The organism is Variovorax sp. GW821-FHT09B05 (assembly GCF_059418265.1).
Genome location: NZ_JBWKPN010000008.1, coordinates 341439 through 365904 on the forward strand (window position 1 = coordinate 341439; position 24466 = coordinate 365904).

The 24466-nt window shown below is 69.3% G+C and carries 26 protein-coding genes; 15 read left to right on the forward strand and 11 right to left on the reverse strand.

The window, feature by feature from the left end; genetic code table 11:
* Window positions 1–17 precede the first annotated feature (17 nt).
* Window positions 18–308, reverse strand: coding sequence for a DUF1330 domain-containing protein (locus tag AC07RM_RS22475; protein WP_296777275.1), 291 nt, complete (start codon window positions 306–308; stop codon window positions 18–20).
* The gene (pyrG, locus tag AC07RM_RS22480) at window positions 305–1987 is read right to left on the reverse strand and encodes a CTP synthase (RefSeq protein ID WP_208513325.1); all 1683 of its coding nucleotides are present in this window, start codon (window positions 1985–1987) and stop codon (window positions 305–307) included. The genes AC07RM_RS22475 and pyrG overlap by 4 nt, the downstream gene beginning before the upstream one ends.
* Window positions 1988–2166: 179 nt before the next feature.
* Here pyrG and coaBC point away from each other — a divergent pair, with 179 nt between their 5' ends.
* The 4 genes from coaBC to AC07RM_RS22500 all read left to right on the forward strand — a co-directional run bounded on the left by coaBC (window position 2167) and on the right by AC07RM_RS22500 (window position 4992).
* Window positions 2167–3390: a bifunctional phosphopantothenoylcysteine decarboxylase/phosphopantothenate--cysteine ligase CoaBC gene (gene coaBC, locus AC07RM_RS22485; protein ID WP_057595937.1), complete on the forward strand. Its 1224-nt coding sequence runs from the start codon at window positions 2167–2169 to the stop codon at window positions 3388–3390.
* Window positions 3390–3854 carry a hypothetical protein gene (locus AC07RM_RS22490; RefSeq protein ID WP_208513326.1) on the forward strand — a complete coding sequence of 155 codons (465 nt, stop codon included), beginning with the start codon at window positions 3390–3392 and terminating at the stop codon, window positions 3852–3854. The genes coaBC and AC07RM_RS22490 overlap by 1 nt, the downstream gene beginning before the upstream one ends.
* Window positions 3851–4297: a dUTP diphosphatase gene (dut, locus tag AC07RM_RS22495; RefSeq protein WP_057595939.1), complete on the forward strand. Its 447-nt coding sequence runs from the start codon at window positions 3851–3853 to the stop codon at window positions 4295–4297. Before AC07RM_RS22490 ends, dut begins: the two co-directional genes overlap by 4 nt.
* A 194-nt stretch (window positions 4298–4491) precedes the next feature.
* Complete coding sequence (locus AC07RM_RS22500) at window positions 4492–4992, forward strand: outer membrane lipoprotein (RefSeq protein WP_057595940.1); 501 nt, start codon at window positions 4492–4494, stop codon at window positions 4990–4992.
* A gap of 78 nt (window positions 4993–5070) precedes the next feature.
* Here AC07RM_RS22500 and AC07RM_RS22505 read toward each other — a convergent pair whose 3' ends face one another.
* Window positions 5071–5595 (reverse strand): FKBP-type peptidyl-prolyl cis-trans isomerase, encoded by a 525-nt coding sequence (locus tag AC07RM_RS22505; RefSeq protein ID WP_398500582.1) that lies wholly within the window; start codon window positions 5593–5595, stop codon window positions 5071–5073.
* A gap of 14 nt (window positions 5596–5609) precedes the next feature.
* On the opposite strand from AC07RM_RS22505, the gene AC07RM_RS22510 reads away from it, so the two are divergent.
* The 3 genes from AC07RM_RS22510 (at window position 5610) to AC07RM_RS22520 (ending at window position 7624) form a co-directional block, all read left to right on the forward strand.
* Window positions 5610–6752, forward strand: coding sequence for a JmjC domain-containing protein (locus tag AC07RM_RS22510; RefSeq protein ID WP_495335932.1), 1143 nt, complete (start codon window positions 5610–5612; stop codon window positions 6750–6752).
* Window positions 6742–7257 carry a hypothetical protein gene (locus AC07RM_RS22515; RefSeq protein WP_495335933.1) on the forward strand — a complete coding sequence of 172 codons (516 nt, stop codon included), beginning with the start codon at window positions 6742–6744 and terminating at the stop codon, window positions 7255–7257. The genes AC07RM_RS22510 and AC07RM_RS22515 overlap by 11 nt, the downstream gene beginning before the upstream one ends.
* A 100-nt stretch (window positions 7258–7357) precedes the next feature.
* A complete protein-coding gene (locus tag AC07RM_RS22520; protein ID WP_495335934.1) occupies window positions 7358–7624 on the forward strand; it encodes a hypothetical protein in 267 nt (88 codons plus the stop codon).
* A 108-nt stretch (window positions 7625–7732) separates the two neighbouring features.
* Here the strand turns inward: AC07RM_RS22520 and AC07RM_RS22525 are convergent, their stop codons facing one another.
* From AC07RM_RS22525 to AC07RM_RS22550, 6 genes are all read right to left on the reverse strand, one after another.
* Window positions 7733–8509 carry an MBL fold metallo-hydrolase gene (locus AC07RM_RS22525; protein ID WP_495335935.1) on the reverse strand — a complete coding sequence of 259 codons (777 nt, stop codon included), beginning with the start codon at window positions 8507–8509 and terminating at the stop codon, window positions 7733–7735.
* A gap of 5 nt (window positions 8510–8514) precedes the next feature.
* Window positions 8515–9597, reverse strand: a complete 1083-nt coding sequence (gene bamC, locus AC07RM_RS22530) for an NlpB/DapX family lipoprotein (protein WP_093354660.1) — start codon at window positions 9595–9597, stop codon at window positions 8515–8517.
* A gap of 159 nt (window positions 9598–9756) precedes the next feature.
* A complete protein-coding gene (gene dapA, locus AC07RM_RS22535; RefSeq protein WP_495335936.1) occupies window positions 9757–10647 on the reverse strand; it encodes a 4-hydroxy-tetrahydrodipicolinate synthase in 891 nt (296 codons plus the stop codon).
* A gap of 91 nt (window positions 10648–10738) precedes the next feature.
* Complete coding sequence (locus AC07RM_RS22540) at window positions 10739–11320, reverse strand: class I SAM-dependent methyltransferase (protein WP_495335937.1); 582 nt, start codon at window positions 11318–11320, stop codon at window positions 10739–10741.
* A gap of 31 nt (window positions 11321–11351) precedes the next feature.
* Window positions 11352–11492, reverse strand: a complete 141-nt coding sequence (locus tag AC07RM_RS22545) for a hypothetical protein (protein WP_172705632.1) — start codon at window positions 11490–11492, stop codon at window positions 11352–11354.
* 33 nt (window positions 11493–11525) lie between these two features.
* Entirely contained in the window at window positions 11526–12755 is a 1230-nt protein-coding gene (locus AC07RM_RS22550) for an MFS transporter (RefSeq protein WP_296777288.1), read from the reverse strand.
* Window positions 12756–12943: 188 nt separating this feature from the next.
* Between AC07RM_RS22550 and AC07RM_RS22555 the strand changes: the two genes are divergently transcribed.
* The 7 genes from AC07RM_RS22555 to AC07RM_RS22585 all read left to right on the forward strand — a co-directional run bounded on the left by AC07RM_RS22555 (window position 12944) and on the right by AC07RM_RS22585 (window position 20712).
* Window positions 12944–13363, forward strand: a complete 420-nt coding sequence (locus AC07RM_RS22555) for a hypothetical protein (protein ID WP_296794180.1) — start codon at window positions 12944–12946, stop codon at window positions 13361–13363.
* Window positions 13360–13812, forward strand: a complete 453-nt coding sequence (locus AC07RM_RS22560) for a DUF2846 domain-containing protein (RefSeq protein ID WP_093354670.1) — start codon at window positions 13360–13362, stop codon at window positions 13810–13812. The genes AC07RM_RS22555 and AC07RM_RS22560 overlap by 4 nt, the downstream gene beginning before the upstream one ends.
* A gap of 147 nt (window positions 13813–13959) precedes the next feature.
* Entirely contained in the window at window positions 13960–15954 is a 1995-nt protein-coding gene (locus AC07RM_RS22565) for a DNA topoisomerase IV subunit B (RefSeq protein ID WP_296777294.1), read from the forward strand.
* Between the two features lie 11 nt (window positions 15955–15965).
* Window positions 15966–16886, forward strand: a complete 921-nt coding sequence (locus AC07RM_RS22570; RefSeq protein ID WP_495335938.1) for a lytic transglycosylase domain-containing protein — start codon at window positions 15966–15968, stop codon at window positions 16884–16886.
* Between the two features lie 64 nt (window positions 16887–16950).
* Window positions 16951–18069 carry a Kelch repeat-containing protein gene (locus AC07RM_RS22575; protein WP_431509495.1) on the forward strand — a complete coding sequence of 373 codons (1119 nt, stop codon included), beginning with the start codon at window positions 16951–16953 and terminating at the stop codon, window positions 18067–18069.
* A gap of 46 nt (window positions 18070–18115) precedes the next feature.
* Window positions 18116–20524, forward strand: coding sequence for a DNA topoisomerase IV subunit A (gene parC, locus AC07RM_RS22580; RefSeq protein ID WP_495335939.1), 2409 nt, complete (start codon window positions 18116–18118; stop codon window positions 20522–20524).
* The gene (locus tag AC07RM_RS22585) at window positions 20524–20712 is read left to right on the forward strand and encodes a hypothetical protein (RefSeq protein WP_093354683.1); all 189 of its coding nucleotides are present in this window, start codon (window positions 20524–20526) and stop codon (window positions 20710–20712) included. Before parC ends, AC07RM_RS22585 begins: the two co-directional genes overlap by 1 nt.
* Before the next feature lie 20 nt (window positions 20713–20732).
* Here AC07RM_RS22585 and AC07RM_RS22590 read toward each other — a convergent pair whose 3' ends face one another.
* Complete coding sequence (locus AC07RM_RS22590) at window positions 20733–21848, reverse strand: MBL fold metallo-hydrolase (protein WP_093354686.1); 1116 nt, start codon at window positions 21846–21848, stop codon at window positions 20733–20735.
* A gap of 153 nt (window positions 21849–22001) precedes the next feature.
* Between AC07RM_RS22590 and AC07RM_RS22595 the strand changes: the two genes are divergently transcribed.
* Entirely contained in the window at window positions 22002–22538 is a 537-nt protein-coding gene (locus AC07RM_RS22595; protein ID WP_495335940.1) for a cysteine hydrolase family protein, read from the forward strand.
* A gap of 147 nt (window positions 22539–22685) precedes the next feature.
* Here AC07RM_RS22595 and AC07RM_RS22600 read toward each other — a convergent pair whose 3' ends face one another.
* Window positions 22686–24398, reverse strand: coding sequence for a hypothetical protein (locus AC07RM_RS22600; RefSeq protein ID WP_495335971.1), 1713 nt, complete (start codon window positions 24396–24398; stop codon window positions 22686–22688).
* Window positions 24399–24466: the final 68 nt, after the last annotated feature.

The following is a 24466-nucleotide window of genomic DNA, read 5'->3' on the forward strand; positions in this document are numbered from 1 at the left end:
TCTCCAGTAAAAACGGATCACAGACCTTCGACGACGACCATGCGCATGATCGCGGCGCCCTGGCGCGACTCGCGCGCCTTGCCGTATTCGGGCGAACTGTTGAACTGCTTCGCGGCCTCGACGCTCGGGAACTTGAGGATCACAATGCGCTGCGGCGCCCAGTCGCCCTCGAGCACCTCGACCTTACCGCCACGCACGCAGACCTCGGCGCCATGCGCCTGCATGGCGGCGGTCGACCACTTCTTGTACTCCTCGTACTGGGTCGGGTTCGTGACTTCGACGTTGGCGATGATGTAGGCGCTGGTCACGCGACGGCCTTCAGCGTCTTGCCCGCATTGCCGGCGCCCTGGCCCTTGTGGTCGAGCGCGGCCTTGATGAAGGCGTTGAACAGCGGATGGCCGCTCCACGGCGTGGACTTGAACTCGGGGTGGAACTGCACGCCCATGAACCAGGGATGCACGTCCTGCGGCAGCTCGACGATCTCGGTGAGCTGTTCGCGCTGCGTGAGCGCGGAGATCACGAGGCCGGCCTTGCGCAGCTGGTCGAGGTAGTTGACGTTGGCTTCGTAGCGGTGGCGATGGCGCTCGGTGACCACGTCGCCGTAGATGCTGTGGGCCAGCGTGCCGTCGGTCACGTCGGAACTCTGCGCGCCCAGGCGCATGGTGCCGCCGAGGTCGGACTTCTCGTTGCGCACCTTGATCGTGCCATCGGCGTCCTTCCACTCGGTGATCAGCGCGATCACGGGGCAGGAGGTCTCGGGGTCGAACTCGGTGCTGTTGGCATCGGGCAGGCCGGCCACGTGGCGCGCGTACTCGATGGTGGCGACCTGCATGCCCAGGCAGATGCCGAGGTAGGGCACCTTGCCTTCGCGCGCGAAGCGGGCCGCGAGGATCTTGCCCTCGACGCCGCGCTGGCCGAAGCCTCCGGGCACGAGGATGGCGTCGTACTTGGCCAGGCGCGAGACGTCCTGCGCGGTGATGGTCTCGGAGTCGACGTAGTCGATCTTCACGCGCGCATGGTTCTTCATGCCGGCGTGGCGCAGCGCCTCGTTGAGCGACTTGTAGCTGTCCGACAGGTCGACGTACTTGCCGACCATGGCGATCGCCACTTCCTGCTGCGGATGCTCGACCTCGTAGACCAGTTCGTCCCAGCGCGAGAGCTTGGCCGGCGGCGTGTTGATGCGCAGCTTGTCGCAGATCAGGCCGTCGAGGCCCTGCTCGTGCAGCATGCGCGGCACCTTGTAGATGGTGTCCACGTCCCACATCGAGATCACGCCCCATTCGGGCACGTTCGAGAACAGCGAGATCTTGGCGCGCTCGTCGTCGGGGATCGGGCGGTCGGCGCGGCACAGCAGGGCGTCGGCCTGGATGCCGATCTCGCGCAGCTTCTGCGCCGTGTGCTGCGTGGGCTTGGTCTTGAGCTCGCCGGCGGCGGCGATCCAGGGCACGTAGCTCAGGTGCACGAAGGCCGAGTTGTTCGGGCCCATGCGCAGGCTCATCTGGCGCACGGCCTCGAGGAAGGGCAGCGACTCGATGTCGCCCACGGTGCCGCCGATCTCGACGATGGCCACGTCGACCTCGTGCGCGGTGCCGATGCCAGCGCCGCGCTTGACGTATTCCTGGATCTCGTTGGTGATGTGCGGGATCACCTGCACCGTCTTGCCGAGGTAGTCGCCGCGGCGTTCCTTCTCGAGCACGGTCTTGTAGATCTGGCCGGTCGTGAAGTTGTTGGCCTTGCGCATGCGCGTCGTGATGAAGCGCTCGTAGTGGCCGAGGTCGAGGTCGGTTTCCGCACCGTCGTCGGTGACGAACACCTCGCCGTGCTGGAACGGCGACATCGTGCCGGGGTCGACGTTGATGTAGGGATCGAGCTTGATGAGGGTGACTTTGAGGCCGCGCGATTCGAGGATCGCGGCCAGCGAGGCGGAGGCGATTCCCTTGCCGAGGGAAGACACCACACCACCGGTGACGAAGACAAATTTGGTCATGCCAGTTCCGGACGCGAGGACCGGGCAGTGGGAAATTGAGATTATAGGTGTGCCCCCGGCGACACCCGGCGCGGGTGGACACTGTTACCTCGCCCGGCGCGGGACATCGGGGCCGCCGCGAACGACCGTTCGCCCCAGGGCGCGGCGGGGATGCGCGGGTCATTACACTCCGCCCCACCATGCAAGACCTCGCCGGCAAACACATCGTTCTGGGACTCACGGGCGGCATCGCCTGCTACAAATCGGCCGAGCTGTGCCGGCTGTTCGTGAAGGCGGGGGCCACGGTCCAGGTCGTCATGACCGAATCGGCCGAGCAGTTCATGACGCCGGTGACGATGCAGGCGCTGTCGGGCCGCCCCGTCTACACCTCGCAGTGGGACGCGCGCGAGCCCAACAACATGCCGCACATCAACCTGAGCCGCGAGGCCGACGCGATCGTGCTCGCGCCCTGCAGCGCCGACTTCATCGCGCGCCTGGTGCAGGGCCGCTCCGACGAGCTGCTGAGCCTGCTGTGCCTGGCGCGCCCGCGCGACCGCGTGCCGCTGCTTCTCGCGCCCGCCATGAACCGCGAGATGTGGATGCATCCCGCGACCCAGCGCAACCTGGCGCAGGTGGCGGCCGACGGCGCCACCGTGCTCGGCGTGGGCAACGGCTGGCAGGCCTGCGGCGAGACCGGCGACGGCCGCATGCTCGAGCCGGCCCAGCTGCTCGAGGACATCACCGCCTTCTTCCATCCCAAGCTGCTCGCGGGCCAGCACCTGCTGGTGACGGCCGGGCCGACCTTCGAGGCGCTCGACCCGATCCGCGGCATCACCAACCACTCGTCGGGCAAGATGGGTTTCGCCATCGCCCGCGCCGCGCGCGAAGCCGGCGCCGAGGTCACGCTGGTGGCCGGGCCGGTGCACCTGCCGACGCCGCGCGGCGTCACCCGCATCGACGTGCGCTCGGCGCAGGAGATGCTCGCGGCGACCGTCGGCGCATCGTCGCGTGCTAGCGTTTTCGTAGCAACGGCGGCGGTCGCCGACTGGCGCCCCGCGACCCAGAGCGACCAGAAGATCAAGAAGGACGGCAGCGGCAAGACGCCGGTGCTCGAGTTCGTCGAGAACCCCGACATCCTGCTGACCGTGGCGCGCAGCGAGCGCGCGCAGGCGAAGAAGCTGTTCTGCGTGGGCTTCGCGGCCGAGAGCGAGAACCTCGTCGCGCATGCCAAGGCCAAGCGCGAGCGCAAGGGCATCCCCTTGCTGGTGGGCAATATCGGCCCGCTGACCTTCGGCCAGGACGACAATGCGCTGCTGCTCGTGGACGCCGATGGCGTGCGCGAACTGCCTCGCGCGCCCAAGCTCACGCTGGCGCGCGAGCTCATGACGGAGATCGCGGCGCGGCTGCCCGACTGGAGGGTCTGATGAAGGCTGAATGGAACACCCCGCCCAATGGCGACTTCGTGCGCTATGTCGAGGGGCTGACGGCCCAGGCCGCGAGGAACCTCGGGCGCGGCCAGACGGACGTGACCGGCGAACACGGGCTCGACGTCGGCATGACGCCGAGCGCGGGACCGGGCGCGGTGGTGCCGCCGGCGCAGGCCCGCGCGCGCGCCGCGGCCACCAATGCCGCCAAGTCCGAATCCGCGCAGGGCGGGCCCTTCGGCGCGCTCACCAAGCCCCTCCTCGGCGCGGCCGGCGTGGCCTTCGTGATCCTGTGGTCGGTCGGCGTGCCGATCTACGTGCTGGTGGTGCTGGCCGGCCTGGCGTTCTGGTTCGCCGGCAAGCTCAAGACGCTGGCCTTCCCGGGCGCGGCCAAGTGGCAGCAGGTGCTCGAGCAGGCGAACCGCCGCGAGACAGAATCTCAACAAGGAAAAGCAAGCAAGTGAAAGTCGACGTCCGCATCCTCGATCCCCGCATGGTGGAGCAGTTGCCCACCTACGCCACACCCGGCAGCGCGGGGCTCGATCTCAGGGCCTGCATCGATGCGCCCGTCACGCTGGAGCCCAATGCCTGGCAACTGGTGGGCACCGGCATCGCGATCCATCTCGGCGACCCGGCCTATGCGGCGATGATCCTGCCGCGCTCGGGCCTGGGCCACAAGCACGGCATCGTGCTGGGCAACCTGGTCGGACTGATCGACAGCGACTACCAGGGCGAGCTCAAGATCAGCGCCTGGAACCGCAGCGACACGCCCTTCGTGCTGCAACCGATGGAGCGGCTCGCGCAGCTGGTCATCGTGCCGGTGGTGCAGGCGAAGTTCCATGTCGTCACCGAGTTCGCGCCCACGCAGCGCGGCGAGGGCGGCTACGGTTCCACCGGCAAGCACTGACCGGCAGCTGACTGCAGCGATGCGCAACGGCGCGTATCGCGGCGGTAAAGAAAGGAACCTCGGAAGCGGGGCGGGGCTCACAGGTTTCAGCTTGTGTCCTTGCGTCATCGCCGTGGCCACTGCGGCGTTGAACATACAGGCGGGTGCGCCGCTCCATCGCATGGCGCACCGTTCTTTCCGAGGAGCCTTTCAACATGAAGATCTCAATGCGCTTCGTTTCCGTCACCGCATCCGTGCTGGCCCTGGCCACGCTCACCGCCTGCGTGGCACCCGCACCGGTCTACCAGACCTCCCGCTATCCCTACCAGCCGCCGCCGCAGGCCGTGCCCTACCGCGAGGCCGCCTACGTCGAGTACGGCCACGTGGCGAACATCGAGGTGCTGCGCAGCGAGACCGCCGGCACCGGCACCACCGGTGGCGGTGCCGTGGCCGGTGGCGTCATCGGCGGTGTGGTGGGCAACCAGTTCGGCCGTGGCAACGGCCGCGCGGCGGCCACCGCGCTCGGCGTGATCGGCGGCGCGCTGCTGGGCAACACCATCGAGGCGCAGCAGAACGGTCCGCGTGCCTACGAGAGCTACCGCATCTCGGTGCAGACCGACCGCGGCGGCTACCGTGCCTTCGACGTGCAGCACCCGGGCGACCTGCGCATCGGCGACCGCGTGCGCATCGACAACGGCCAGCTCTCGCGCATGTAGGTCGGCATCGGCGTCACGTCGCGCCAGCCAAGAAAAAGCCGGGCAATGCCCGGCTTTGTCGTTGATGCGCCGAGGGACTCAGTGCAGGGTGTCGTTGCCCGGCGAGAGCGGCTGCACCTTGAAGAAGGCCGTGCCCGCGGTGCCGCGGCCGATCTCCTCCTCGGTGGCTTCGCGCACCGAGCGCACGAGGATGTCGAGCCGGATCGCGATGCCCGCCAGCGGATGGTTGCCGTCGAGCACGAGGTGCTCGGGGTAGATCTCGGACACCGTGTACATCGCATCCTTCGGGATGTTCTCGCTCACGCCCGCGGGCAGCGCGCTGCCCTCGAAGGTCATGCCTTCCTCGGTGCCCTCGGGAAACAGGGCGCGCGGCTCGAGAAAGAGCAACTGGTCGTTGAAGTCGCCGAAGCCCTGTTCGGGCTCGACCTGCAACTGGACGCGGTCGCCGGGCTCATGGCCTTGCAGGGCCGCCTCGATCACGTCGAACAGATCGTCGCCACCGATCAGGAATTCGACCGGTTCGTCGAGCACGTCCAGCACATCGCCGAGCGTGTCTTTCAGGGTCCAGGTCAGGCCGACCACGCATTGTTCAGAGATTTCCATTGCAGAATTCTCCCATGGAGATCACAACACCGCTGCCCCTGCTGGGCGGCCTGAGCGCCGCGCAGTTCATGCGGCGGCACTGGCAGAAGAAACCGCTGCTGGTGCGACAGGCGGTACCCGACATGGTGCCACCCATCGACCGTTCCGCGCTGTTCGCGCTGGCCGAACGCGAGGAGGTCGAGTCCCGGCTGATCCGCCATGGCAAGACCGGCTGGAGCCTGAAGCACGGCCCGCTGCCGCGCCGCTCGCTGCCCTCGCTGAAGCAGGCCGCCTGGACCCTGCTGGTGCAGGGCGTGGACCTGCACCACGAGGGCATCCATGCGCTGTTGCGGCAGTTCAGCTTCCTGCCCGACGCGCGGCTCGACGACCTGATGATCAGCTACGCGAGCGACGGCGGCGGCGTGGGCGCGCATTTCGACAGCTACGACGTGTTCCTGCTGCAGGCGCAGGGCCGGCGCCGCTGGTCCATCGGCAAGCAGGGCGACCTGCGGCTGCAGCCCGACGTGCCGCTCAAGATCCTCGAGCGCTTCGAGCCCGAGCAGAGCTTCGTGCTCGAGCCCGGCGACATGCTCTACCTGCCGCCGCGCTATGCGCACGACGGCGTGGCGGTCGGCGGCGACTGCATGACCTTCTCGATCGGGCTGCGTTCGCCGTCCGCGGGCGAGCTCGGTGCCGACCTGCTGGCGCGCATCGCGCAGGCCCATGCCGACGAACTCGAGGACGCGGGCCCGTCGGCCGCCGTGCGCTATCGCGATCCCGCGCAGCCCGCGGTCGAGGCGCCCGGTGCCATGCCCGCCGCGCTGCAGGCCTTCGCGCGCAAGGCGGTCGAGATGGCGCTGCGCGATCCCGACGCGATCGACCGCGCGCTCGGCGAATCGCTGACCGAGCCCAAGGCCAGCACCTGGTTCGACGACGGCGGGGAGGCGCCCGACGCACTGCGCGCGGTGCGGCTGGACCGCCGCACGCGCATGCTCTACGACGCGCGCCATCTCTACATCAACGGCGAGAGCTTCCGCGCGGGCGGGGCCGATGCCACGCTGATGCGGCGCCTCGCCGACCGACGCGCGCTCGGGCCGCGCGAGCTCGCGAAGGCCAGCGACGATGCGCTGTCGCTGCTGGCCGAATGGTGCGAGGCGGGCTGGCTGCATGCCGAGTGACACCGCGTTGCCGTCGCCGCTGCCCGAGGGCCGCTTCGACGGCCGCGAGGACTTCGACCGCCTGCTGCGTACCGCGCTCGCGTCGGCGGCGCAGCAGGGCTGGAAGGAACTGATCTTCAGCGACCCCGACTTCGCCGACTGGCCGCTGGGCGAGCGCGCGAGCATCGAGGCGCTGCAGGCCTGGTCGGCCAGCGGCCGCAGGCTGGTGCTGCTGGCCGAGCGCTTCGATGGCGTGGAGCGCCGGCATGCGCGCTTCGTCGGCTGGCGCCGCAGCTGGGACCACATCGTCGAATGCCGCGCGTTGCGCGTGTCGCCGGCACAGGCCGGCAGCGGCGTGCCGAGCGCGCTGTGGACACCGTCGTGGTTCCTCCATCGCATCGACGTCGAGCGCGGCCGCGGTCTCGCCAGTGCCGATGCGCGCACGCGCAGCGCGCTGCGCGAATCGATCGAGGAATGCTGGCGCCAGGCCCGGCCCGCCTTTCCCGCGAGCACGCTGGGCTTGTAAGCCAATGCCGCGAATCCCGCGGCCAGACATAAGAGCGACAGCATGCGGGTCTAGAATTTTTTTCGTCCCTCAAGACCTTCATTGCCAAAGGAGCCTTTTCATGAAGAAGACAACGTCCATCCTGCTCGCCTCGCTGCTCGCCGCTTCCGCCCTGGTGGCCTGCGGCAAGAAGGAGGATGCGGCGCCCGCCGTGACCACGCCGCCGCCCGCGCCCGTGACCGAGCCCGCACCGGCCCCCGCGCCCGCACCTGCCGCATCGGCGCCGTCGGCGGGTGCCTCGGCACCATCGGCCGCCGCATCGTCGGCACTCGATGCGGCCAATGCCGCGACCGAAGCCGCGAAGAAGGGCGAAGCGCCGAGCAAGTAAGCCGTCGCCGCACACGAAGCAAAGCCGCCTCCAGGGCGGCTTTCTTCATGGGGCTTTCAATCGCCTTTCAATTGCCTTTCGACCGGCTACCGATCGAAAGGCGTGCGCTCAGACGTCGAGCCAGGGCGAGCCTTGGGCCGCGCTCGCGGTGAGCATCTCGGCCTCGTTGCCGCCGAGCGCCTGTGCCATCAGCTGGCGCACGATCTCGGGCCGGTTGTTCTGTTCGCTCAGGTGCGCCGCGACCACGTGGCGCAGCCCGTCGTGCAGCACCGCGCGCGCGATCTCCGCGGCGGCCTGGTTCGAGAGGTGGCCGTAGTTGCCGCCCACGCGCATCTTCAGGAACGGCGGGTAGGCCGAGTTGGCCAGCAGCTCGCTGTCGTGGTTGAACTCCAGCAGCAGCGAATGCGCGCCGCTCAGGCGCGCGAGCACATGGGCGGTGGCATGGCCGAGGTCGGTCAGCACGCCGAGCGTGCGGTTGCCGTCGGTGCAGCGCAGCTGCAGCGGCTCGCGCGCGTCGTGCGGCACGGTGAAGGGATGCACCGACAGCTCGCCGACCGCGAAATCCTCGTCGTCGCGCGCGATGTGCAGCTGCCCTTCGAAGTCGCGCCCGCCCGTGGCCAGCCAGGTGCCTTCGCTCATCCAGACGGGAATGCGGTTGCGCCGCGAGAGGGTGTGGGCGCAGCCGATGTGATCGCCGTGTTCGTGCGTGACGAAGATGGCATCGATGTCGCTCGCGGCGAGCCCGGCGCGGGCCAGCCGCTGATCGAGCTGGCGGATGCCGAAGCCGCAGTCGATCAGGAGCCGGGAGGTGCGGCCGCCGCTGGTCGCCTCGACCAGCGCGGCATTGCCCGTGCTGCCGCTGCCGAGGCTTCGGAAGCGGAGCATGGGACTTACTTCAGGTCGTCGGCGATGACCTTGACGATGCGCTCGGCATTGGCCGAGGTCTCGGGCGCGCCGGCTTCGTTCTGCACCGACACCGTGCTGCTCTCGCCCTGGCTCTTGATCAGGATGCGGAACTTGAGCGGCGACTCGGTCTTGCTCGAGCTGAACAGCTTGCCGAAGAAGCCGGGCTCCTTCTTGTCGGGGTTCGGCGGCACGTAGCGCACGAAGTAGACGCCGGCGCTGCGGTCGCGGTCTTCCACCGTGAAGCCGGTGCGGTCGAGCGCGAGGCCGACGCGGCGCCATGCGCGGTCGAAGCCGTCGCTGAGCTGCACGATCGGCTGGCCGCCGACGTTGGCCACGCGGGCGGTCTGCACCGGTGCTGCGGCGGCGGTGGCCGCGACCTGCTTGGCCTGCTCCTGCGAGACGCCGAGCTTGACCATCAGGCGGCGCAGGAATTCGGCTTCGAGCTCGGGGTCGGAGGGACGCGGCTGCCAGACGGTCTGGTCCTGGCGCGTGTTGGTGTAGACCTCCTGCATGCCGCGGTGGCTGATGTAGATCTCGGTGCCGTTCGCCGTGCGTTCCATGCGGGTGCGGAAGCGGTCGAGTTCGCCGGTGGAGTAGATCGAGTCGACCAGCTTGCCCAGCGTGCCGCGGATGATGTCCTGCGGCAGCTTGGCGCGGTTCTCGGCCCAGTCGGTTTCCATGATGCCGAGGTTGCGCTGCTCGGTGGTCAGCAGGAAGCCGCTTTCCTGCCAGAAGTCCTTGACCGGCTCCCAGAGCTGGTCGGGCGAGCGGTTGACGACCAGCCAGCGCTGCGTGCCGGTGCGTTCCAGGCGCACGTCGCCGAGGTTCGAGACGGCGGTGGGCACGCCCGGCGCGTTGGCGACGCCGGTCTGGTAGGCATTGGCGGTCACGGCACCGCCGGGGATGTTGTAGCGGTTGTCACGCGAGAGCTGCGACAGGTCGGGCGGCACTTCGAGCGTCGGGGCCTTGCCGGCGCTCTTGTAGTCGATCTTGTCGCTCTCGAGAACGGAGCAGGCGGCGAGGCTGGCGACGAGGGCCAGGAGTGCGAATCGCGAGAGGTACTTCAACGTCGTCTTCCTTGTTGGAATGGTTCGGTCAATCGATGGGCCGCTGTGCCCGCCCGTTCTGAGCTCGGTTCAGGCAAAAGGTTGCTTAACCTCGGACGCGGCAGGGTAAAAGAAGATCGTGGAGGGAATGTGGAGGTGGCGAGGGCGCGGTGGCGCGCATCAGTCCTTGAGCAGCCCGGTCGCGCGCAGCGCGGCCTCGACCGCCGGACGGCTGGCCTCGGAGAGCTCGGTCAGCGGCAGCCGCAGCGCACCGCCGCAGAGGCCGAGGCGGGACATGGCCCACTTGAGCGGAATCGGATTGGGTTCGACGAACAGGTTGCGGTGCAGCGGCATCAGTTCGAACTGGATCTGCATCGCGCGCTTCACGTCGCCCGCGAGCGCGGCCACGCACAGCTCGTGCATCTTGCGCGGCGCCACGTTGGCCGTGACGCTGATGTTGCCCTTGCCGCCGCACAGCATGAGCGCCACGGCGGTCGGGTCGTCGCCCGAGTAGACGGCGAAGCGCTCGGGCAGGTCGCGGATCAGCCACTGGGCGCGTTCGATGTTGCCGGTGGCTTCCTTGATGCCGATGATGCCGGGCACCTGGGCCAGGCGCAGCACGGTGCCGTGGGCCATATCGGCGACGGTGCGGCCGGGCACGTTGTACAGCACGGTGGGCAGGTCGCCCACGGCTTCGGCGATGGCCTTGAAATGCTGGTACTGGCCCTCTTGCGTGGGCTTGTTGTAGTAGGGGACGACCTGGAGCTGGGAATTGGCGCCCACGCCCTTGGCGAACTTGGCGAGCTCGATCGCTTCCTTGGTCGAGTTGGCGCCGCAGCCGGCCATGACGGGCACGCGGCCCCGGGCCTGTTCGACCGACACGCGGATGATTTCGCAGTGCTCTTCCACGTCGACCGTGGGCGATTCGCCGGTGGTGCCGACGACGCCGAGGCAGTCGGTGCCTTCGTCGATATGCCAGTCGATCAGCCGGCGCAGCGCGGGATAGTCAACGCTGCCGTCGTCGTGCATCGGCGTGGCCAGCGCGACGATGCTGCCTGTGAGTTGCTCCAAGGGGGAATCTCTTTGTCGTGGACGAAAGCACGCATTCTAATAGCGCACCCCCTGCCCGCCACCCGGGCGGCCCCGGGTCCCGAGGGGGTGGTCAGGCGGCCTTCAGCGGATGGCGCGCCGGCAGGTCCGCCGCGGCAGCGGGCGCCCGGACCGCCGCGATGCGCTGCACGAAGCGGGCCGGCTCGCTCAGGAAACCGTCCTCGTAGGCCACCACGCGCAGCCCGTCGCAGGCGGCCAGCAGCTCGCCCGGGCGCAGCAGGAAGTCGGGCCGCGAGGGCTTGCCCACGCTCTCGTTGCCCGCCGCGAAGGTCTCGTAGAGCAGCACGCCGCCGGGCGCGACGGCCGCGACGATGTCGGGCAGCCGCGCCCGCCACAGGTAGTTGGTGACGACGACCGCGCCGAAGCCCCGGCCGGCGAAGGGCCAGGGGCCGTCCTCGATGTCGGCGGTGACGACCGCGCCGAAGGCGGCTGCCGCGGCGGCGGCTTCGGGCGAGCGGTCGGCGCCCGTGACCGGGTGGCCGCGCTGCGCGAACCAGTGCATGTGGCGGCCGGCGCCGCAGGCCACGTCGAGCACGGTGGTGCCCGGCGCGAGCAGGTGGCTCCAGCGCACGATCCATTCCGAGGGCGCCGACAGCCCGTGGAGCGGAGAAGGGGGATTGGTTACATCTTTCATGGCGCCTTGCGCCCGCCGGGCGCGCGATCGGTCAGAAGCACGACCAGATCTGGTCGACCAGCATCACCGCGAATTCGGGGTGGGTGTAGAGGCTGAACACGCCCGCCAGCGCCAGCGCCGCGGCGGCGAACCAGCCGGTGCGTGCGAGCCGTTGGCGCGAGAGGGGTGTCATGGCCGCCATTGTGATCCCGGCTCAGCCCGCGTATCAGCCCGCGTGCGCGGCGGGCCGGCCCACCGGGCGCGCGATCGCGCTCTCGCGCACCGGCAGGTTGACCAGCGCCGCGAACACGCCGAGCGCGATCGCGAGATACCAGACCACGTCGTAGCTGCCCGTGGTGTCGTAGAGGTAGCCGCCGAGCCAGACGCCGAGGAAGGAGCCGACCTGGTGGCTCAGGAACACGAAGCCGCTGAGCATCGAGAGGTGGGCCACGCCGAAGATGCCCGCCACGATCGCGTTGGTGGCCGGCACGGTCGAGAGCCAGAGGAAGCCCATCGCGGCCGAGAACAGGTAGACGCTCAGCGGCGAGGTCGGCACCACGAGGAACAGCGCGATGGACACCGCCCGCGCGAAATAGATGGCGGCCAGGATCTTGCGCTTGGCGAGCTTCTGGCCCAGTAGCCCCACCGTGTAGGTGCCGAACACGTTGAACAGGCCGATCAGCGCCAGCGCATAGCCGGCCACGTCGGCCGGCAGGCTCTTGTCGCGCAGGTAGGTCGGCATGTGGATGCCGATGAACGCGAGCTGGAAGCCGCAGACGAAATAGCCGGCCATCAGCAGGCCGAAGCTCGGGTAGCGGAAGGCCTCGCCCACGGCCTGCAGCACCGACTGCTCGCGCTGCGCGGCCGCCGCTTCGCGCCGCGGCTCGCGCAGCCCGAAGGCCAGCGGCACGATCACCAGCACCAGCACGGCCACCACCGCCAGCGCGGTCTGCCAGCCGAACTGGCCGATCAGCCGGCCCTCGACCGGTGCCATCAGGAACTGGCCGAAGGAGCCGGCCGCGGCCGCCACGCCCATCGCCCACGAGCGCCGTTCGGCCGGGATCTGCCGCCCGATCACGCCGTAGATCACCGCGTAGGTGGTACCGGCCTGGGCCGCGCCGATCAGCAGGCCGGCGCTCAGCGTGAACAGCAGCGGCGTCGGCGAATGCGCCATGCCCAGCAGGCCCAGCGCATAGAACACCGCGCCGCCGATCAGCACCCGGAACGCGCCGAAGCGGTCGGCCAGCATGCCCGCGAACACCCCGAAGATGCCCCACGAGAGGTTCTGTATCGCCAGCGCGAACGAGAAGGTCTGCCGGCTCCAGTCCTGCGCCTGCGTGATCGGCTGCAGCCAGAGCCCGAAGCCATGGCGGATGCCCATCGAGAGCGTGACGATCATGGCGCCGCAGAACAGCACCTGCCTGATCGAGAGGGTGGGAGTGGAAGGCGATTGCATGCGGCGACTGTAGCCAAGAGCCGGCTTTGGCATGCGCGCCGCCGGCGACAGCCATTGATGATTTATCGGCGGCGTTTCAATGCCGGAACGGCATCAAAGCGGAAATATTTCATGCTGCCGTATAGAAATTTTTGGTCGCAATTGATTACATTTGCGGGCAACACAAAAAGACGAGGGGAGGGATTCCCATGGAGCGAACGAACCGCCGCGCCCTGCGTGCGTTGCTGGCCATCCTTGCCACCGCCGCGGCGGCAAGCCTGCTTCCCGCCTGCGCACCCGCGGTGCGCAGCGTGCCGACCCAGCTCTCGGCGGTGGATCCATCGAGCAAACCGGCGGACCTGCGTTTCACCGCGCCGCTGGAGATTCGCCTGCCGACCGGCTACGGACGCCAGATCCCCGCCAGCAGCCGCTGGGTGCCGGCCGGGCGCCTGAGCGAAGGCTCCGTGTACCGCCCCGTCGATCTCGTGTTCAGCATCGAAGGCCAGCAGGTCCACGAGGCCTGGCTGGTCGTTCGCAATGGCGTGCTGCAAGGCTTCTACCTGCCTGCCGAGGCGCGCTTCTCCCTGCTCGATCCCCCAGTACAACTTCCAAAAGGAACTCAACCGTGAGAAGAACCGTTCTGAAATTCGCCGCGCTCGCGGCCGTCGTCGTGCTTGCCGCGGGCTGCGCCAGCGGCGTCAAGTACCAGGACATGGCCGCCTCGATGCCCAGCGTCAAGGCCGGCGAGGGCCGCATCTACTTCTTCCGTTCGTCCTCGATGTTCGGCGCCGCGATCCAGCCCGACATCCGTCTCAACGACACGGTGGTCGGCACCTCCAAGCCGGGCGGCTTCTTCTACGTCGACCGGCCGGCCGGCAACTACGTGGCGGCGGCCGCGACCGAGACCGAGAAGACCGCCAGCTTCACGCTCGCGCCCAACGAGATCAAGTACCTGCGCACCTCGCCGAGCATGGGCCTGATGGTCGGGCGCATCGTCGTCGAGCTCGAGTCGGCCGACAAGGCCAAGGCCGAGCTGCAATCGCTGAGCTACACCGGCACGGTCGCAGCCGCCAAGTAAGGCCTGCATTTCCCGGGTCCGGCGGGCATCGCGCCCCATGCCGGACCCGCTTCGCGCGCTGGCGCTCCCCGAGCTTGCCGCCGCGCACGAGGGCTGTCCTGTACGGGCATCCAGTTGTTTGGCGGCGACTGACTACAATCCGCCCCCATGGCGACTCCCCCCAAGACTCCAACCAGTTCCTCCGACGCCTCCGGCTACTCCGAAGGCTCGATCCGCGTGCTCAAGGGCCTCGAGCCCGTCAAGCAGCGCCCGGGCATGTACACCCGCACGGACAACCCGCTGCACATCATCCAGGAAGTGCTCGACAACGCGGCCGACGAAGCGCTCGCGGGCCACGGCAAGAAGATCAAGGTCACGCTGCACGCCGACGGCTCGGTCAGCATCGAGGACGACGGCCGCGGCATCCCGTTCGGCCTGCATCCCGAAGAGAAGGCGCCCGTGATCGAGCTGGTCTACACCCGGCTGCACGCGGGCGGCAAGTTCGACAAGGGCTCGGGCGGCGCCTACAGCTTCTCGGGCGGCCTGCACGGCGTGGGCGTGTCGGTGACCAATGCGCTGTCGAAGCGGCTCGAGGTGGCGACGCACCGCGAAGGCTCGGTCGCCAGGCTGGCCTTCAGCGGCGGCGACGTGATCGAGGCGCTCGAGGTCCGCAAGCTCGAGGCCGGCGAGCGCAAGCAGGGCACCACGGTGCGCGCCTGGCCCGACGCCAAGTACTTCGAGACCGTCGCGCTGCCGATGGGCGAGATCACCCACCTGCTGCGCAGCAAGGCGGTGCTGATGCCCGGCGTGAGCGTCACGCTGGTCAACGAGAAGACCAAGGAAACGCAGCAGTGGCTCTACAAGGGCGGCCTGAGCGACTACCTGATGCAGACGCTCAACGGCGATCCGGTGATCCCGCTGTTCGAAGGCAGCGGCCATGCCGACAAGAACGCCGACAACTTCGCCGAGGGCGAGGGCGCCGACTGGTGCGTGGCCTTCACCGAGGACGGCCAGCCGGTGCGCGAGAGCTACGTCAACCTGATTCCCACCAGCGCCGGCGGCACGCACGAGAGCGGCCTGCGCGACGGCCTGTTCACGGCGGTCAAGGGCTTCATCGAGCTGCACTCGCTGCTGCCCAAGGGCGTGAAGCTGCTGCCCGAGGACGTGTTCGCGCGCGCCTCCTACGTGCTGAGCGCCAAGGTGCTCGATCCGCAGTTCCAGGGCCAGATCAAGGAGCGCCTGAACTCGCGCGACGCGGTGCGGCTGGTGTCGAGCTTCGTGCGCCCGGCGCTCGAGCTGTGGCTCAACCAGCACGTCGACTACGGCCGCAAGCTCGCCGAACTGGCGATCAAGGCCGCCCAGACGCGCCAGCGCGCGGGCCAGAAGGTCGAGAAGCGCAAGGGCTCGGGCGTGGCCGTGCTGCCCGGCAAGCTGACCGACTGCGAGAGCAAGGACATCAGCCACAACGAGGTCTTCCTGGTCGAGGGCGACTCGGCCGGCGGCAGCGCCAAGATGGGCCGCGACAAGGAAAGCCAGGCCATCCTGCCGCTGCGCGGCAAGGTGCTCAACACCTGGGAGGTCGAGCGCGACCGGCTGTTCGCCAACACCGAAATCCACGACATCTCGGTGGCCGTGGGCGTCGATCCGCACGGCCCCGACGACACGCCCGACCTCAGCGGCCTGCGCTACGGCAAGATCTGCATCCTCTCCGATGCCGACGTGGACGGCTCGCACATCCAGGTGCTGCTGCTCACGCTGTTCTTCCGCCACTTCCCGAAGCTGATCGAAACCGGCCACGTGTATGTCGCGAAGCCGCCATTGTTCCGGGTCGACGCGCCCGCGCGCGGCAAGAAGCCGGCCTCCAAGGTCTATGCGCTCGACGAGGGCGAACTGACCGCCACGCTCGACAAGCTGCGCAAGGACGGCGTGCGCGAAGGCGCCTGGAGCATCAGCCGCTTCAAGGGCCTGGGCGAAATGAGCGCGGAACAATTGTGGGAAACCACGCTCAATCCGGACACCCGGCGCCTGATGCAGGTCCAATTGGGCCGTTTCGACTTCAGCGCCACCCAGGGCGAGATCACCAAGCTCATGGGCAAGGGCGAAGCGGCGGCGCGGCGCGAATTGATGGAACTGCGCGCCGACGACGTCGACATCGATGTTTGATTCCACCCCGCATGTCTCTCCTCAAGCCTTCGTTGCTCCTGGCCTTCCTGCTGCTCGCGCTGCAGGGGCCGGCGCGCGCAGCTGACGTCTACGGCTACATCGACGCCAACGGCGTGGCGCACTTCGCGGCCGAGAAGGTCGACGAGCGCTACCAGGTGTTCTTCCGCGACGGCCAGAGCTTCGACACCACGCAGGGCATCTCGCCGCTCGGCCGCCTGGGCCGCGGCGACCGCAAGCTCGACGGCAAGTTCGATGGCAAGGTGTCGCCGGCCTCGCAGACGCTGCTGGCCATGTTCGAGGCCTCGCCGAGCTACAAGATCGCCAAGAGCGCGCTGCGCGATGCCTCGAACAAGCATGCGATCGACTACGAGCTGCTGCAGGCGCTGATCGCCACCGAGTCGGGCTTCGACGCGCAGGCCGTCTCGCCCAAGGGTGCGCGCGGGCTGATGCAGCTCATGCCCGGCACCGCGCAGCGCTACGGCGTGGCGGGCGACCAGCGCGCGAGCCTCGAGAAGAAGCTGTTCGACCCGCGCATCAACATCGCCGCCGGCTCGCACTACCTGCGCGACCTGATCGCGATGTTCCCGGGCCAGATCGAGCTGGCGCTGGCGGCCTACAACGCGGGCGAGGGCGCGGTGCAGCGCGCGGGCAACAAGATCCCGAACTACAAGGAAACGCAGAACTACGTGCAGACGGTGCTGCAGCTCTATGCCTACCTCAAGCCCTCGGTGGCCCGGGGCGGCAGCCTGCGCGGCGGCAAGACGCCGGGGCGCATCCGCATGGAGATGACGGTGCCCGCCGGCGGCGCGATCGGCCGCGGCAACATGCCCCCGGATTCGCCGCGCGGCCTGCCGGCGATGCCGGCCGTGCCCGAGTCGGCCGCGCCGCCCGCGGCCGATGCCGGCGAGCGATCCGCCGCGCCGCTCTCGTGAGCACGGCGTCCCGCGAGCGAGCGCCTTCGCCCGCCCCGACCATCCCAAGAACGAGGAGACCGCGATGCAACGCCGAGATTTCGTCCTGGCCGGCGCCGCCGCGCTGAGCGGCGCCGCGCGCGCCCAGCATCCGGCTTCGCACGCGGCGCCGCAGCCCGTGCCGTCCTCGGCCGAGCCCTATGCGCGGCTGCAGGGCGGCGTGCCGCATCACATGACGCCCGAGCAGGAGGCGCAGCGCGTCACCGACAGCCCCGCGCCGCGCGGCCCGCAGGGGCGCTGGGCGGCGCGCGCGGCGCTGCCGATCCCGCGCAGCGAGATGGCCTGGGCCACGGCCGCGCAGGGCCGCATGCACGTGGTCGGCGGCTACGGCGAGGGCGCGGTCAACCGCGACTACCACCACATCTACGACCCGCAGGCCGACCGTTGGCTCGACGGCGCGCCGCTGCCGCGCGGCGCCAACCACGTGGCCGTGGCGGCCGATGGCGGCCGGGTCTATGCGCTCGGCGGCTTCGTCGAGCAGAACCGGCGCTCCGACACGAACGCCTACGTCTACGAGATCGCGGCCAACCGCTGGAGCGCCATCGCGCCGCTGCCGCGCCCGCGCGGCGCGGCCGCCGCGGTGGTGCTCGACGGGCAGCTGCACCTGATCGGCGGCGCCTCCGAGCCCGCGGCCGAACGCGCCAGCGTGGGCTGGCACGAGGTCTACGACCCGAAGGCCGACCGCTGGAGCGCGCGCAAGCCGCTGCCCGGCGCGCGCGACCACGTGGGCTGCGTGGCGCACGGCGGCCTGATCCACGTGGTCGGCGGCCGCTTCAACACCTTCGAATACAACACCGACCTGCACCACGTCTACCTTCCCGCGCGCGACACCTGGGAGCCGCGTTCGCCGCTGCCCACCGCGCGCTCGGGCCATGGCCTGGTGGTCTATCGCGACCGCTTCTTCGCCATGGGCGGCGAGGGCGGTTTCCTCGTCGGTGGCGTGCCGCGCCAGGCCAAGGTCTTCGGCCAGATGGAAAGCTACGATCCGGTGGCCGACAGCTGGCAGCGCCATGCGCCCATGACCACGCCGCGCCACGCCGTCGGTGCCGCCGTCATCGGCGACTGGATCTACGTGGCCGGCGGTGGCGCCGTGCTCGGCGGCTCGGTGCAGTCGGCGGTGCACGAGGCCTTCACGCTGGGCTGAGCGCCTTCGTCGCCCCTTCTTTTTTCGTTTTCTCACCCGCTCTTTCATGGACTCCCAACCCCCGCTCGATCTCCTGCCTCCCGGCGACGACAACAACGGCGGCGACGGCACCTCGCTCACGCTCGCCGACTATGCCCAGACCGCCTACCTCGAATACGCGCTGAGCGTGGTCAAGGGCCGCGCGCTGCCCGACGTGTCGGACGGCCAGAAGCCGGTGCAGCGGCGCATCCTCTATTCGATGTCGCGCATGGGCCTGGGCTTCGGCGGCACCAACGGCACCGTGGGCGCCAAGCCCGTGAAGAGCGCGCGCGTGGTCGGCGACGTGCTCGGCCGCTTCCATCCGCACAGCGACCAGGCCGCCTACGACGCGCTGGTGCGCATGGCGCAGGACTTCTCGCAGCGCTATCCGCTGGTCGACGGCCAGGGCAACTTCGGCAGCCGCGACGGCGACGGCGCCGCGGCCATGCGCTACACCGAGGCGCGCCTCGCGCGCATCACCAGCCTGCTGCTCGACGAGATCGACGAAGGCACGGTCGACTTCATCCCCAACTACGACGGCAGCACCGAGGAGCCGCGCCTCTTGCCCGCGCGGCTGCCGTTCACGCTGCTCAATGGCGCCAGCGGCATCGCGGTCGGCCTGGCCACCGAGATCCCGAGCCACAACCTGCGCGAGATCGCCGATGCCTGCGTGGCGCTGATCAAGTCGAACGGCAAGCTCAGCGAGGAAGAGCTGTTCGCCATCGTGCCCGGCCCCGACTATCCGGGCGGCGCGCAGATCATCAGCAGCGCGGGCGACATCGCCGATGCCTACCGCAGCGGCCGCGGCTCGCTCAAGGTGCGCGCGCGCTGGAAGATCGAGGACCTCGCGCGCGGCCAGTGGCAGCTGGTGGTCAACGAGCTGCCGCCGGGCGTGAGCACGCAGAAGGTGCTCGAGGAGATCGAGGAGATCACCAACCCCAAGGTCAAGGCCGGCAAGAAGGCGCTGAGCACCGAGCAGACCCAGGTCAAGGCCGCGATGCTCTCGGTGCTCGACGTGGTGCGCGACGAGTCGAGCAAGGACGCCGCCGTGCGCCTGGTGTTCGAGCCCAAGACCTCGCGCATCAGCCAGGAGGAGTTCATCACCACCTTGCTGGCGCAGACCTCGCTCGAGACCTCGTCGTCGATCAACCTCACGATGGTGGGCATCGACGGCAAGCCGACGCAGAAGTCGCTGCGCCAGATGCTCAACGAGTGGATCGCGTTCCGCGAGATCACCGTCGAGAAGCGCTCGCGGCACCGGCTCGACAAGGTGCTGGACCGCATCCACATCCTCGAGGGGCGGCAGCTGGTGCTGCTCAACATCGACGAGGTGATCGCGATCATTCGCGCCGCCGAGGAACCGAAGGCCGCGCTGATCGCGCGCTTCAACCTCAGCGATCGCCAGGCCGAGGACATTCTCGAAATCCGCCTGCGCCAGCTGGCGCGGCTCGAAGCCATCAAGATCGAGCAGGAGCTCAAGAACCTGCGCGAGGACCAGAAGAAGCTCGAGGACATTCTCGGCAACCCCGCGGCGCTGCGCCGCCTGCTGGTCAAGGAGATCGAGGCCGATGCCAAGACCTTCGAAGACCCGCGCCGCACGCTGATCCAGGCCGAGAAGCGCGCCGTGGCCGAGGTCAAGGTGGTCGACGAACCGGTCACCGTGATCGTCTCGCAGAAGGGCTGGGTGCGCGCGCAGAAGGGCTGGGCCAGCGAGAAGGCCGCGGGCAACGGCGCCGCGGCGCCCGAGTACAGCTTCAAGTCGGGCGACTCGCTCTACGGCGCCTTCGAATGCCGCAGCGTCGACACGCTGCTGGTGTTCGGCAGCGCCAAGGACAAGAGCGTGCGCGTCTACACCGTGCCCGTGGCCTCGCTGCCGGGCGCGCGCGGCGACGGCCAGCCGGTCACCACGCTGATCGAGCTCGATGCGGGCACGCATGTCACGCACTACTTCGCGGGCCCGGTCGCGGCCAGCCTGCTGCTGGCCAACTCGGGCGGCTACGGCTTCATCGCCACGGTCGAGAACATGATGTCGCGCCAGCGCGGCGGCAAGGCCTTCATCGACGTGGGCGAGGGCGAGCAGCTGTGCCGGCCCTCGCTGGTGGGCGGTGCCGGCGGCGCCGAGCCGATGCCCTTGGCCACGCACGTGGCCTGCGCCTCCACGGGCGGGCGCATCCTGACCTTCGAGATCGCCGAGCTCAAGAGCCTGCCCAAGGGCGGCCGCGGCCTCACGCTGATCGACCTCGAGCCCAAGGACACCCTCGCGGGTGCCGCGGCCTACACGCGCAGCGTGAAGATCGAGGGCATCGGCCGCGGCGGCAAGGAGCGCGACGAGACGCTCGAGATCCGCACCCTCAACAACGCGCGCGGCGCCCGCGCGCGCAAGGGCAAGGCGGCCGACCTGGGCTTCAAGCCGACCAGCATCGTGCGGGTGCTCTGATGGGCGGCCTCGACATCAGCACCATCGGCTTCGTCATCGCGATCGTGACCGGCATCGGGAGCTTTCTCGTGGGCCGGCACTTCCGCGGCAAGCGCGCCGAGAAGAAGCGCGCGAAGGACCGCGTGGCGGCGCAGGCGCTCGAGACGCGCCAGCAGCGCCGCGCGCGCGAGCGGCGCGAGCGCGGCTAGCCGCTCGCTACGCCCCCTCGTTACTTCAGGCCTTCCCACCAGCGCACGTTGGTGCGCGCCTGGCCCACCGTCAGCACCTCGCCGATCACCGGCGTGGCCAGTTCGATCTTGCGCTCCTGCGTGAGCTTCGCGATGCGGTCCAGCGGGTCGTGCCAGCTGTGGAAGGCGAGGTCGAAGGTGCTGTTGTGCACCGAGTACAGCACCTTGCCGCGCAGGTCCTCGAAGGCCTGCACGCTCTGCTCGGGCGTCATGTGGACCGCGGGCCAGTAGGCGTCGTAGGCGCCGTTCTCCATCAGCGCGAGGTCGAAGCCGCCGAAGCGCTCGCCGATCTGCTTGAAGCCCGGGAAGTAGCCCGAGTCGCCGCTGTAGAAGATGCGCTGCTCGCCGCTTTGCACCACCCACGAGGCCCACAGCGTGCGGCCGCGGTCGGTCAGCGAGCGGCCCGAGAAATGCTGCGCCGGCGTGGCCGTGAGCTTCACGCCGTCGTGCTCGCCGCCCTGCCACCAGTCGAGCTCGCTGATGCGCTCGGGCGGCACGCCCATCGCGACCAGCCGCGCCTTCACGCCCAGCGGCACGAAGTAGTGCTGCACCCGCTTCGCGAGGTACTCGATGGTGTAGACGTCGAGGTGGTCGTAGTGATCGTGCGAGAGGATCAGGCCCTCGATCGGCGGCAGGTCCTGCAGCGCGATCGGCGGCTGGTGGAAGCGCTTGGGTCCCGCGAACGAGAACGGCGACACGCGCTCGCCGAACACCGGGTCGATCAGCCAGTACTTGCCCCGCAGCTTGAGCAGGTGCGAGGAATGGCCCAGGCGCACCACGTGGTTGGCCTGCGCATCGAGCGCGGCCAGCGCCGCCGGCGTCAGCGGCTTCACGGGGATCGCATCGGTGGGCACCGAGTCGGTCTTGGTCTCGAAGAAGAAGCGGGTCCAGATCTTCCACGTGCTCTGGTTGGGCAGCACGTCGGGGTTGTCCATGTTCTCGAAGGTGCAGCCCTTGAACTGCGGCGAGGCGTCGTAGCGGACCTCGCAGCCGCTGTTGCTGCTGCAGCCGGCCAGCAGCGCGCAGGCGGCCGCGAAGGCGGCGGTGGCGCGCCTGCGCAGGCGCTGCGAAAGGGAAGGAGCGTTGGGGTCGGTCATGGCAGGTGTTGTGTGGTTCTGCGGGCGGCGCGAGCTTAGCGGCGGGTGCGCGGGCAATGGTTTCAACGTCAGAAACATTCGCCGGGCAGGGGCATTGGCGCGTCCTGTGCGATCCTTCGGCCCTGCCGTCCCGCGCACCAGAAAGGGTTCCCCATGACTCTCGCCGTCCTCGTCATCGACATGCAGCGCGGCCTCGTCGACGACGCCCCGCGTCCGCACGAAGCCGCCGCGGTGATCGAGCGCATCAACGCGCTCACCGAGCGTGCCCGCGCGGCCGGCGTGCCGGTGGCCTTCATCCAGCACGAGAACGAGGTCGACCTGGTGTTCGACTCCGAGCGCTGGCAGCTCGCCGGCGCGCTCGACACCGACACGCGCGACGCGCGGCTGCGCAAGACCACGCCCGATTCCTTCCTGCGCACGCCGCTCGATGCCTGGCTCTCGGAGCGCGGCGTGAAGCGCGTGGTGGTCTGCGGCTATTCGTCGGAGTTCTGCGTCGACACCACGGTGCGCCGCGCGGCCGGGCTGGGCTACGAGGTGACGCTCGCGGCCGATGCCCACACCTCGCACGACAAGCCGCATGCCACGGGCGCACGGATCCGCGCCCACCACAACGCCACGCTGGCGGACATCACGAGCTTCGGCGTGCCGATCCGCGCGGTCGACAGCGCCGATGTGTCCTTCGACGGCTGAAAGGAAAGCGAACAGCCGGACGCAGAGGACGCGAAGGTTACGCAGAGGACGCGAAAGAATTCAAAAAGGTCTTCTGGTTTCCTTTCGCGTCCTTCGCGAATCCTTCGCGCCCTCTGCGTCCAGAAGTCCGGCTGCCCAATCCCGTTTTCAGTCGGCCCCGGGCCGCCACACCCGCACCAGCGCCCCGAGCTTCTCCCGGAAGCTCATGCGGTCGTTCGACAGCACGTCGATGAAGTCCGACAGCCGCTGCGACTTGACCATGGTGTAGACCGTGAGCCAGGTCGTGAACACCAGCACCACGCCGAACCAGATCGCCTTGCGCCACAGCGGCGCCTCGGCCTCGGCCAGCAGGTTCATGCCGAGGAAGCCGGTGGTGATGGTGCCGATCAGGCCGAACAGGGTCACGACCGTGAGCCGCACCACGGTGTTGGCCTGGCGCCGCAGGCTGTCGGCGTCGAGGTAGGTGTTCATGTCGGCGATGCGCTCCTTGACCTCGTCGTAGAGCGGATCGAGCCCGAGGTGGGTGGCGCACAGGTGCGACAGCGCGCGCACCTGCGCCTGTTCCGAGATCTCGTGGAACCAATAGCGGTGCGTGAAGCGCAGGAAGCGCTCGAAGCTCGCGCGGATCGCGCGCTTGAAGCGCTTCACGCTCGGCGTGCTGCGGATGTCCAGCCGCTTGAGCGCCTCCACCAGCTGGTCCGAGAACATCAGCAGCGAGGCCTTCTGGAAGTGCGCGATCAGGAACAGCAGGAAGTGCTGGTGGCGGAACTGCGCGAGCACGCCGCGGTCGCGGCAGCAGAAGAACTCGGAGCGCGCGTCGCCCACCACGATCAGCGCATGGCCGTTGCACAGGTAGCGCGTGTGGGGGGCCGCGCCGGCATCGACCCAGAAGCGGTCGTAGCAGTAGCGGCTCTCGAAGTCGGCCAGGTGGTGATCGGCATAGGGCAGGTGGTCCTGGCGTCCCGCGAGCGCCGCCTCGGCCTCGCCCGCGCCCGTGACCAGGCCGAGGCGGATGAAGTCGTTGCGCGTGAGCCGCTTCGGATCGTCGAGCGACAGGTAGGCCATCACCGGCATGCGGTAGTACTCGATCTGCCGGTAGCGCAGCGCGCCCTTGTCCTCCGAATGGTCGCTCACCAGCGGCTGCATCAGGTAGGCCCAATGGGCCGCGATGCGCGGCGCGCGGTGCTGCGCCACGTGCGATATGAAGGCCTCGCTGTGCTGCGCGTCGGAGCTGGCGAGCACGCGGCCGTCGGCCGCCAGCCATTCGACGCTGGCCATGCAGTGCAGCGCGCCGCCCTCGGCATCCCAGCCCGCGGGATAGGCGCGGCCGAAGCGGTAGAGCAGCTCCTGCGCCTGCGCCAGGCTCAGGTCGTTCACGCCGACCTCGAGGTTCAGCAGCACCACGTCGACGTCGAAGAAGAAGTAGAGGTCGCAGTGCACCACCTCGAGCGTGATCGGTGCCTCGCCGGCGCGCGTGACCACGCGCACCGCGGCGATGTCGTGGCGGCGGAAGATGCGCATCGGCGAGTCGCCGTCGCTGCCCGTCCCGGGGCCGCCGGCCTGCGCGCGCGAGCGTCCCTCGCCGTAGAGGAAGCGCTGCACATAGGGCAGGAAGCTCACGAACTCGTTGTAGTGGCGCTGGTGGAAGCGGCTGCTGTCGCCCGTGTATTCGTCGATCTCCTCGCGCCAGGGCGAGGCTTCGCCCATCTCGCGCAGCAGGTGCCAGGGCGCCTGGTGCGCGGACTTGGCATCGCGCACCGGCATCAGCCGCACGGGCCACAGCAGGGCCTGGCGCAGGTGCTTCACGGCGGGGGCATGGGCGGAGGTCTCGGCGAGCGTGGCGCCGGGGTCTTCGGCCATGTCGTCCAGCTGCGCGGTCGTGGGGTCGGCCAGGGGTGTGAGCATCGCGGAAGTGTAGGCAGCGGCCC

Excerpts from the sequence above, each read along its gene's own strand:
- pyrG (WP_208513325.1), bottom strand. The coding sequence starts at position 1,987 with ATGACCAAATTTGTCTTCGTCACCGGTGGTGTGGTGTCTTCCCTCGGC.
- coaBC (WP_057595937.1), top strand. The coding sequence starts at position 2,167 with ATGCAAGACCTCGCCGGCAAACACATCGTTCTGGGACTCACGGGCGGC.
- AC07RM_RS22490 (WP_208513326.1), top strand. The coding sequence starts at position 3,390 with ATGAAGGCTGAATGGAACACCCCGCCCAATGGCGACTTCGTGCGCTAT.
- AC07RM_RS22500 (WP_057595940.1), top strand. The coding sequence starts at position 4,492 with ATGAAGATCTCAATGCGCTTCGTTTCCGTCACCGCATCCGTGCTGGCC.
- AC07RM_RS22505 (WP_398500582.1), bottom strand. The coding sequence starts at position 5,595 with ATGGAAATCTCTGAACAATGCGTGGTCGGCCTGACCTGGACCCTGAAA.
- AC07RM_RS22510 (WP_495335932.1), top strand. The coding sequence starts at position 5,610 with ATGGAGATCACAACACCGCTGCCCCTGCTGGGCGGCCTGAGCGCCGCG.
- AC07RM_RS22515 (WP_495335933.1), top strand. The coding sequence starts at position 6,742 with ATGCCGAGTGACACCGCGTTGCCGTCGCCGCTGCCCGAGGGCCGCTTC.
- AC07RM_RS22520 (WP_495335934.1), top strand. The coding sequence starts at position 7,358 with ATGAAGAAGACAACGTCCATCCTGCTCGCCTCGCTGCTCGCCGCTTCC.
- AC07RM_RS22525 (WP_495335935.1), bottom strand. The coding sequence starts at position 8,509 with ATGCTCCGCTTCCGAAGCCTCGGCAGCGGCAGCACGGGCAATGCCGCG.
- AC07RM_RS22540 (WP_495335937.1), bottom strand. The coding sequence starts at position 11,320 with ATGAAAGATGTAACCAATCCCCCTTCTCCGCTCCACGGGCTGTCGGCG.
- AC07RM_RS22545 (WP_172705632.1), bottom strand. The coding sequence starts at position 11,492 with ATGACACCCCTCTCGCGCCAACGGCTCGCACGCACCGGCTGGTTCGCC.
- AC07RM_RS22550 (WP_296777288.1), bottom strand. The coding sequence starts at position 12,755 with ATGCAATCGCCTTCCACTCCCACCCTCTCGATCAGGCAGGTGCTGTTC.
- AC07RM_RS22555 (WP_296794180.1), top strand. The coding sequence starts at position 12,944 with ATGGAGCGAACGAACCGCCGCGCCCTGCGTGCGTTGCTGGCCATCCTT.
- AC07RM_RS22565 (WP_296777294.1), top strand. The coding sequence starts at position 13,960 with ATGGCGACTCCCCCCAAGACTCCAACCAGTTCCTCCGACGCCTCCGGC.
- AC07RM_RS22570 (WP_495335938.1), top strand. The coding sequence starts at position 15,966 with ATGTCTCTCCTCAAGCCTTCGTTGCTCCTGGCCTTCCTGCTGCTCGCG.
- AC07RM_RS22575 (WP_431509495.1), top strand. The coding sequence starts at position 16,951 with ATGCAACGCCGAGATTTCGTCCTGGCCGGCGCCGCCGCGCTGAGCGGC.
- parC (WP_495335939.1), top strand. The coding sequence starts at position 18,116 with ATGGACTCCCAACCCCCGCTCGATCTCCTGCCTCCCGGCGACGACAAC.
- AC07RM_RS22585 (WP_093354683.1), top strand. The coding sequence starts at position 20,524 with ATGGGCGGCCTCGACATCAGCACCATCGGCTTCGTCATCGCGATCGTG.
- AC07RM_RS22590 (WP_093354686.1), bottom strand. The coding sequence starts at position 21,848 with ATGACCGACCCCAACGCTCCTTCCCTTTCGCAGCGCCTGCGCAGGCGC.
- AC07RM_RS22595 (WP_495335940.1), top strand. The coding sequence starts at position 22,002 with ATGACTCTCGCCGTCCTCGTCATCGACATGCAGCGCGGCCTCGTCGAC.
- AC07RM_RS22600 (WP_495335971.1), bottom strand. The coding sequence starts at position 24,398 with ATGGCCGAAGACCCCGGCGCCACGCTCGCCGAGACCTCCGCCCATGCC.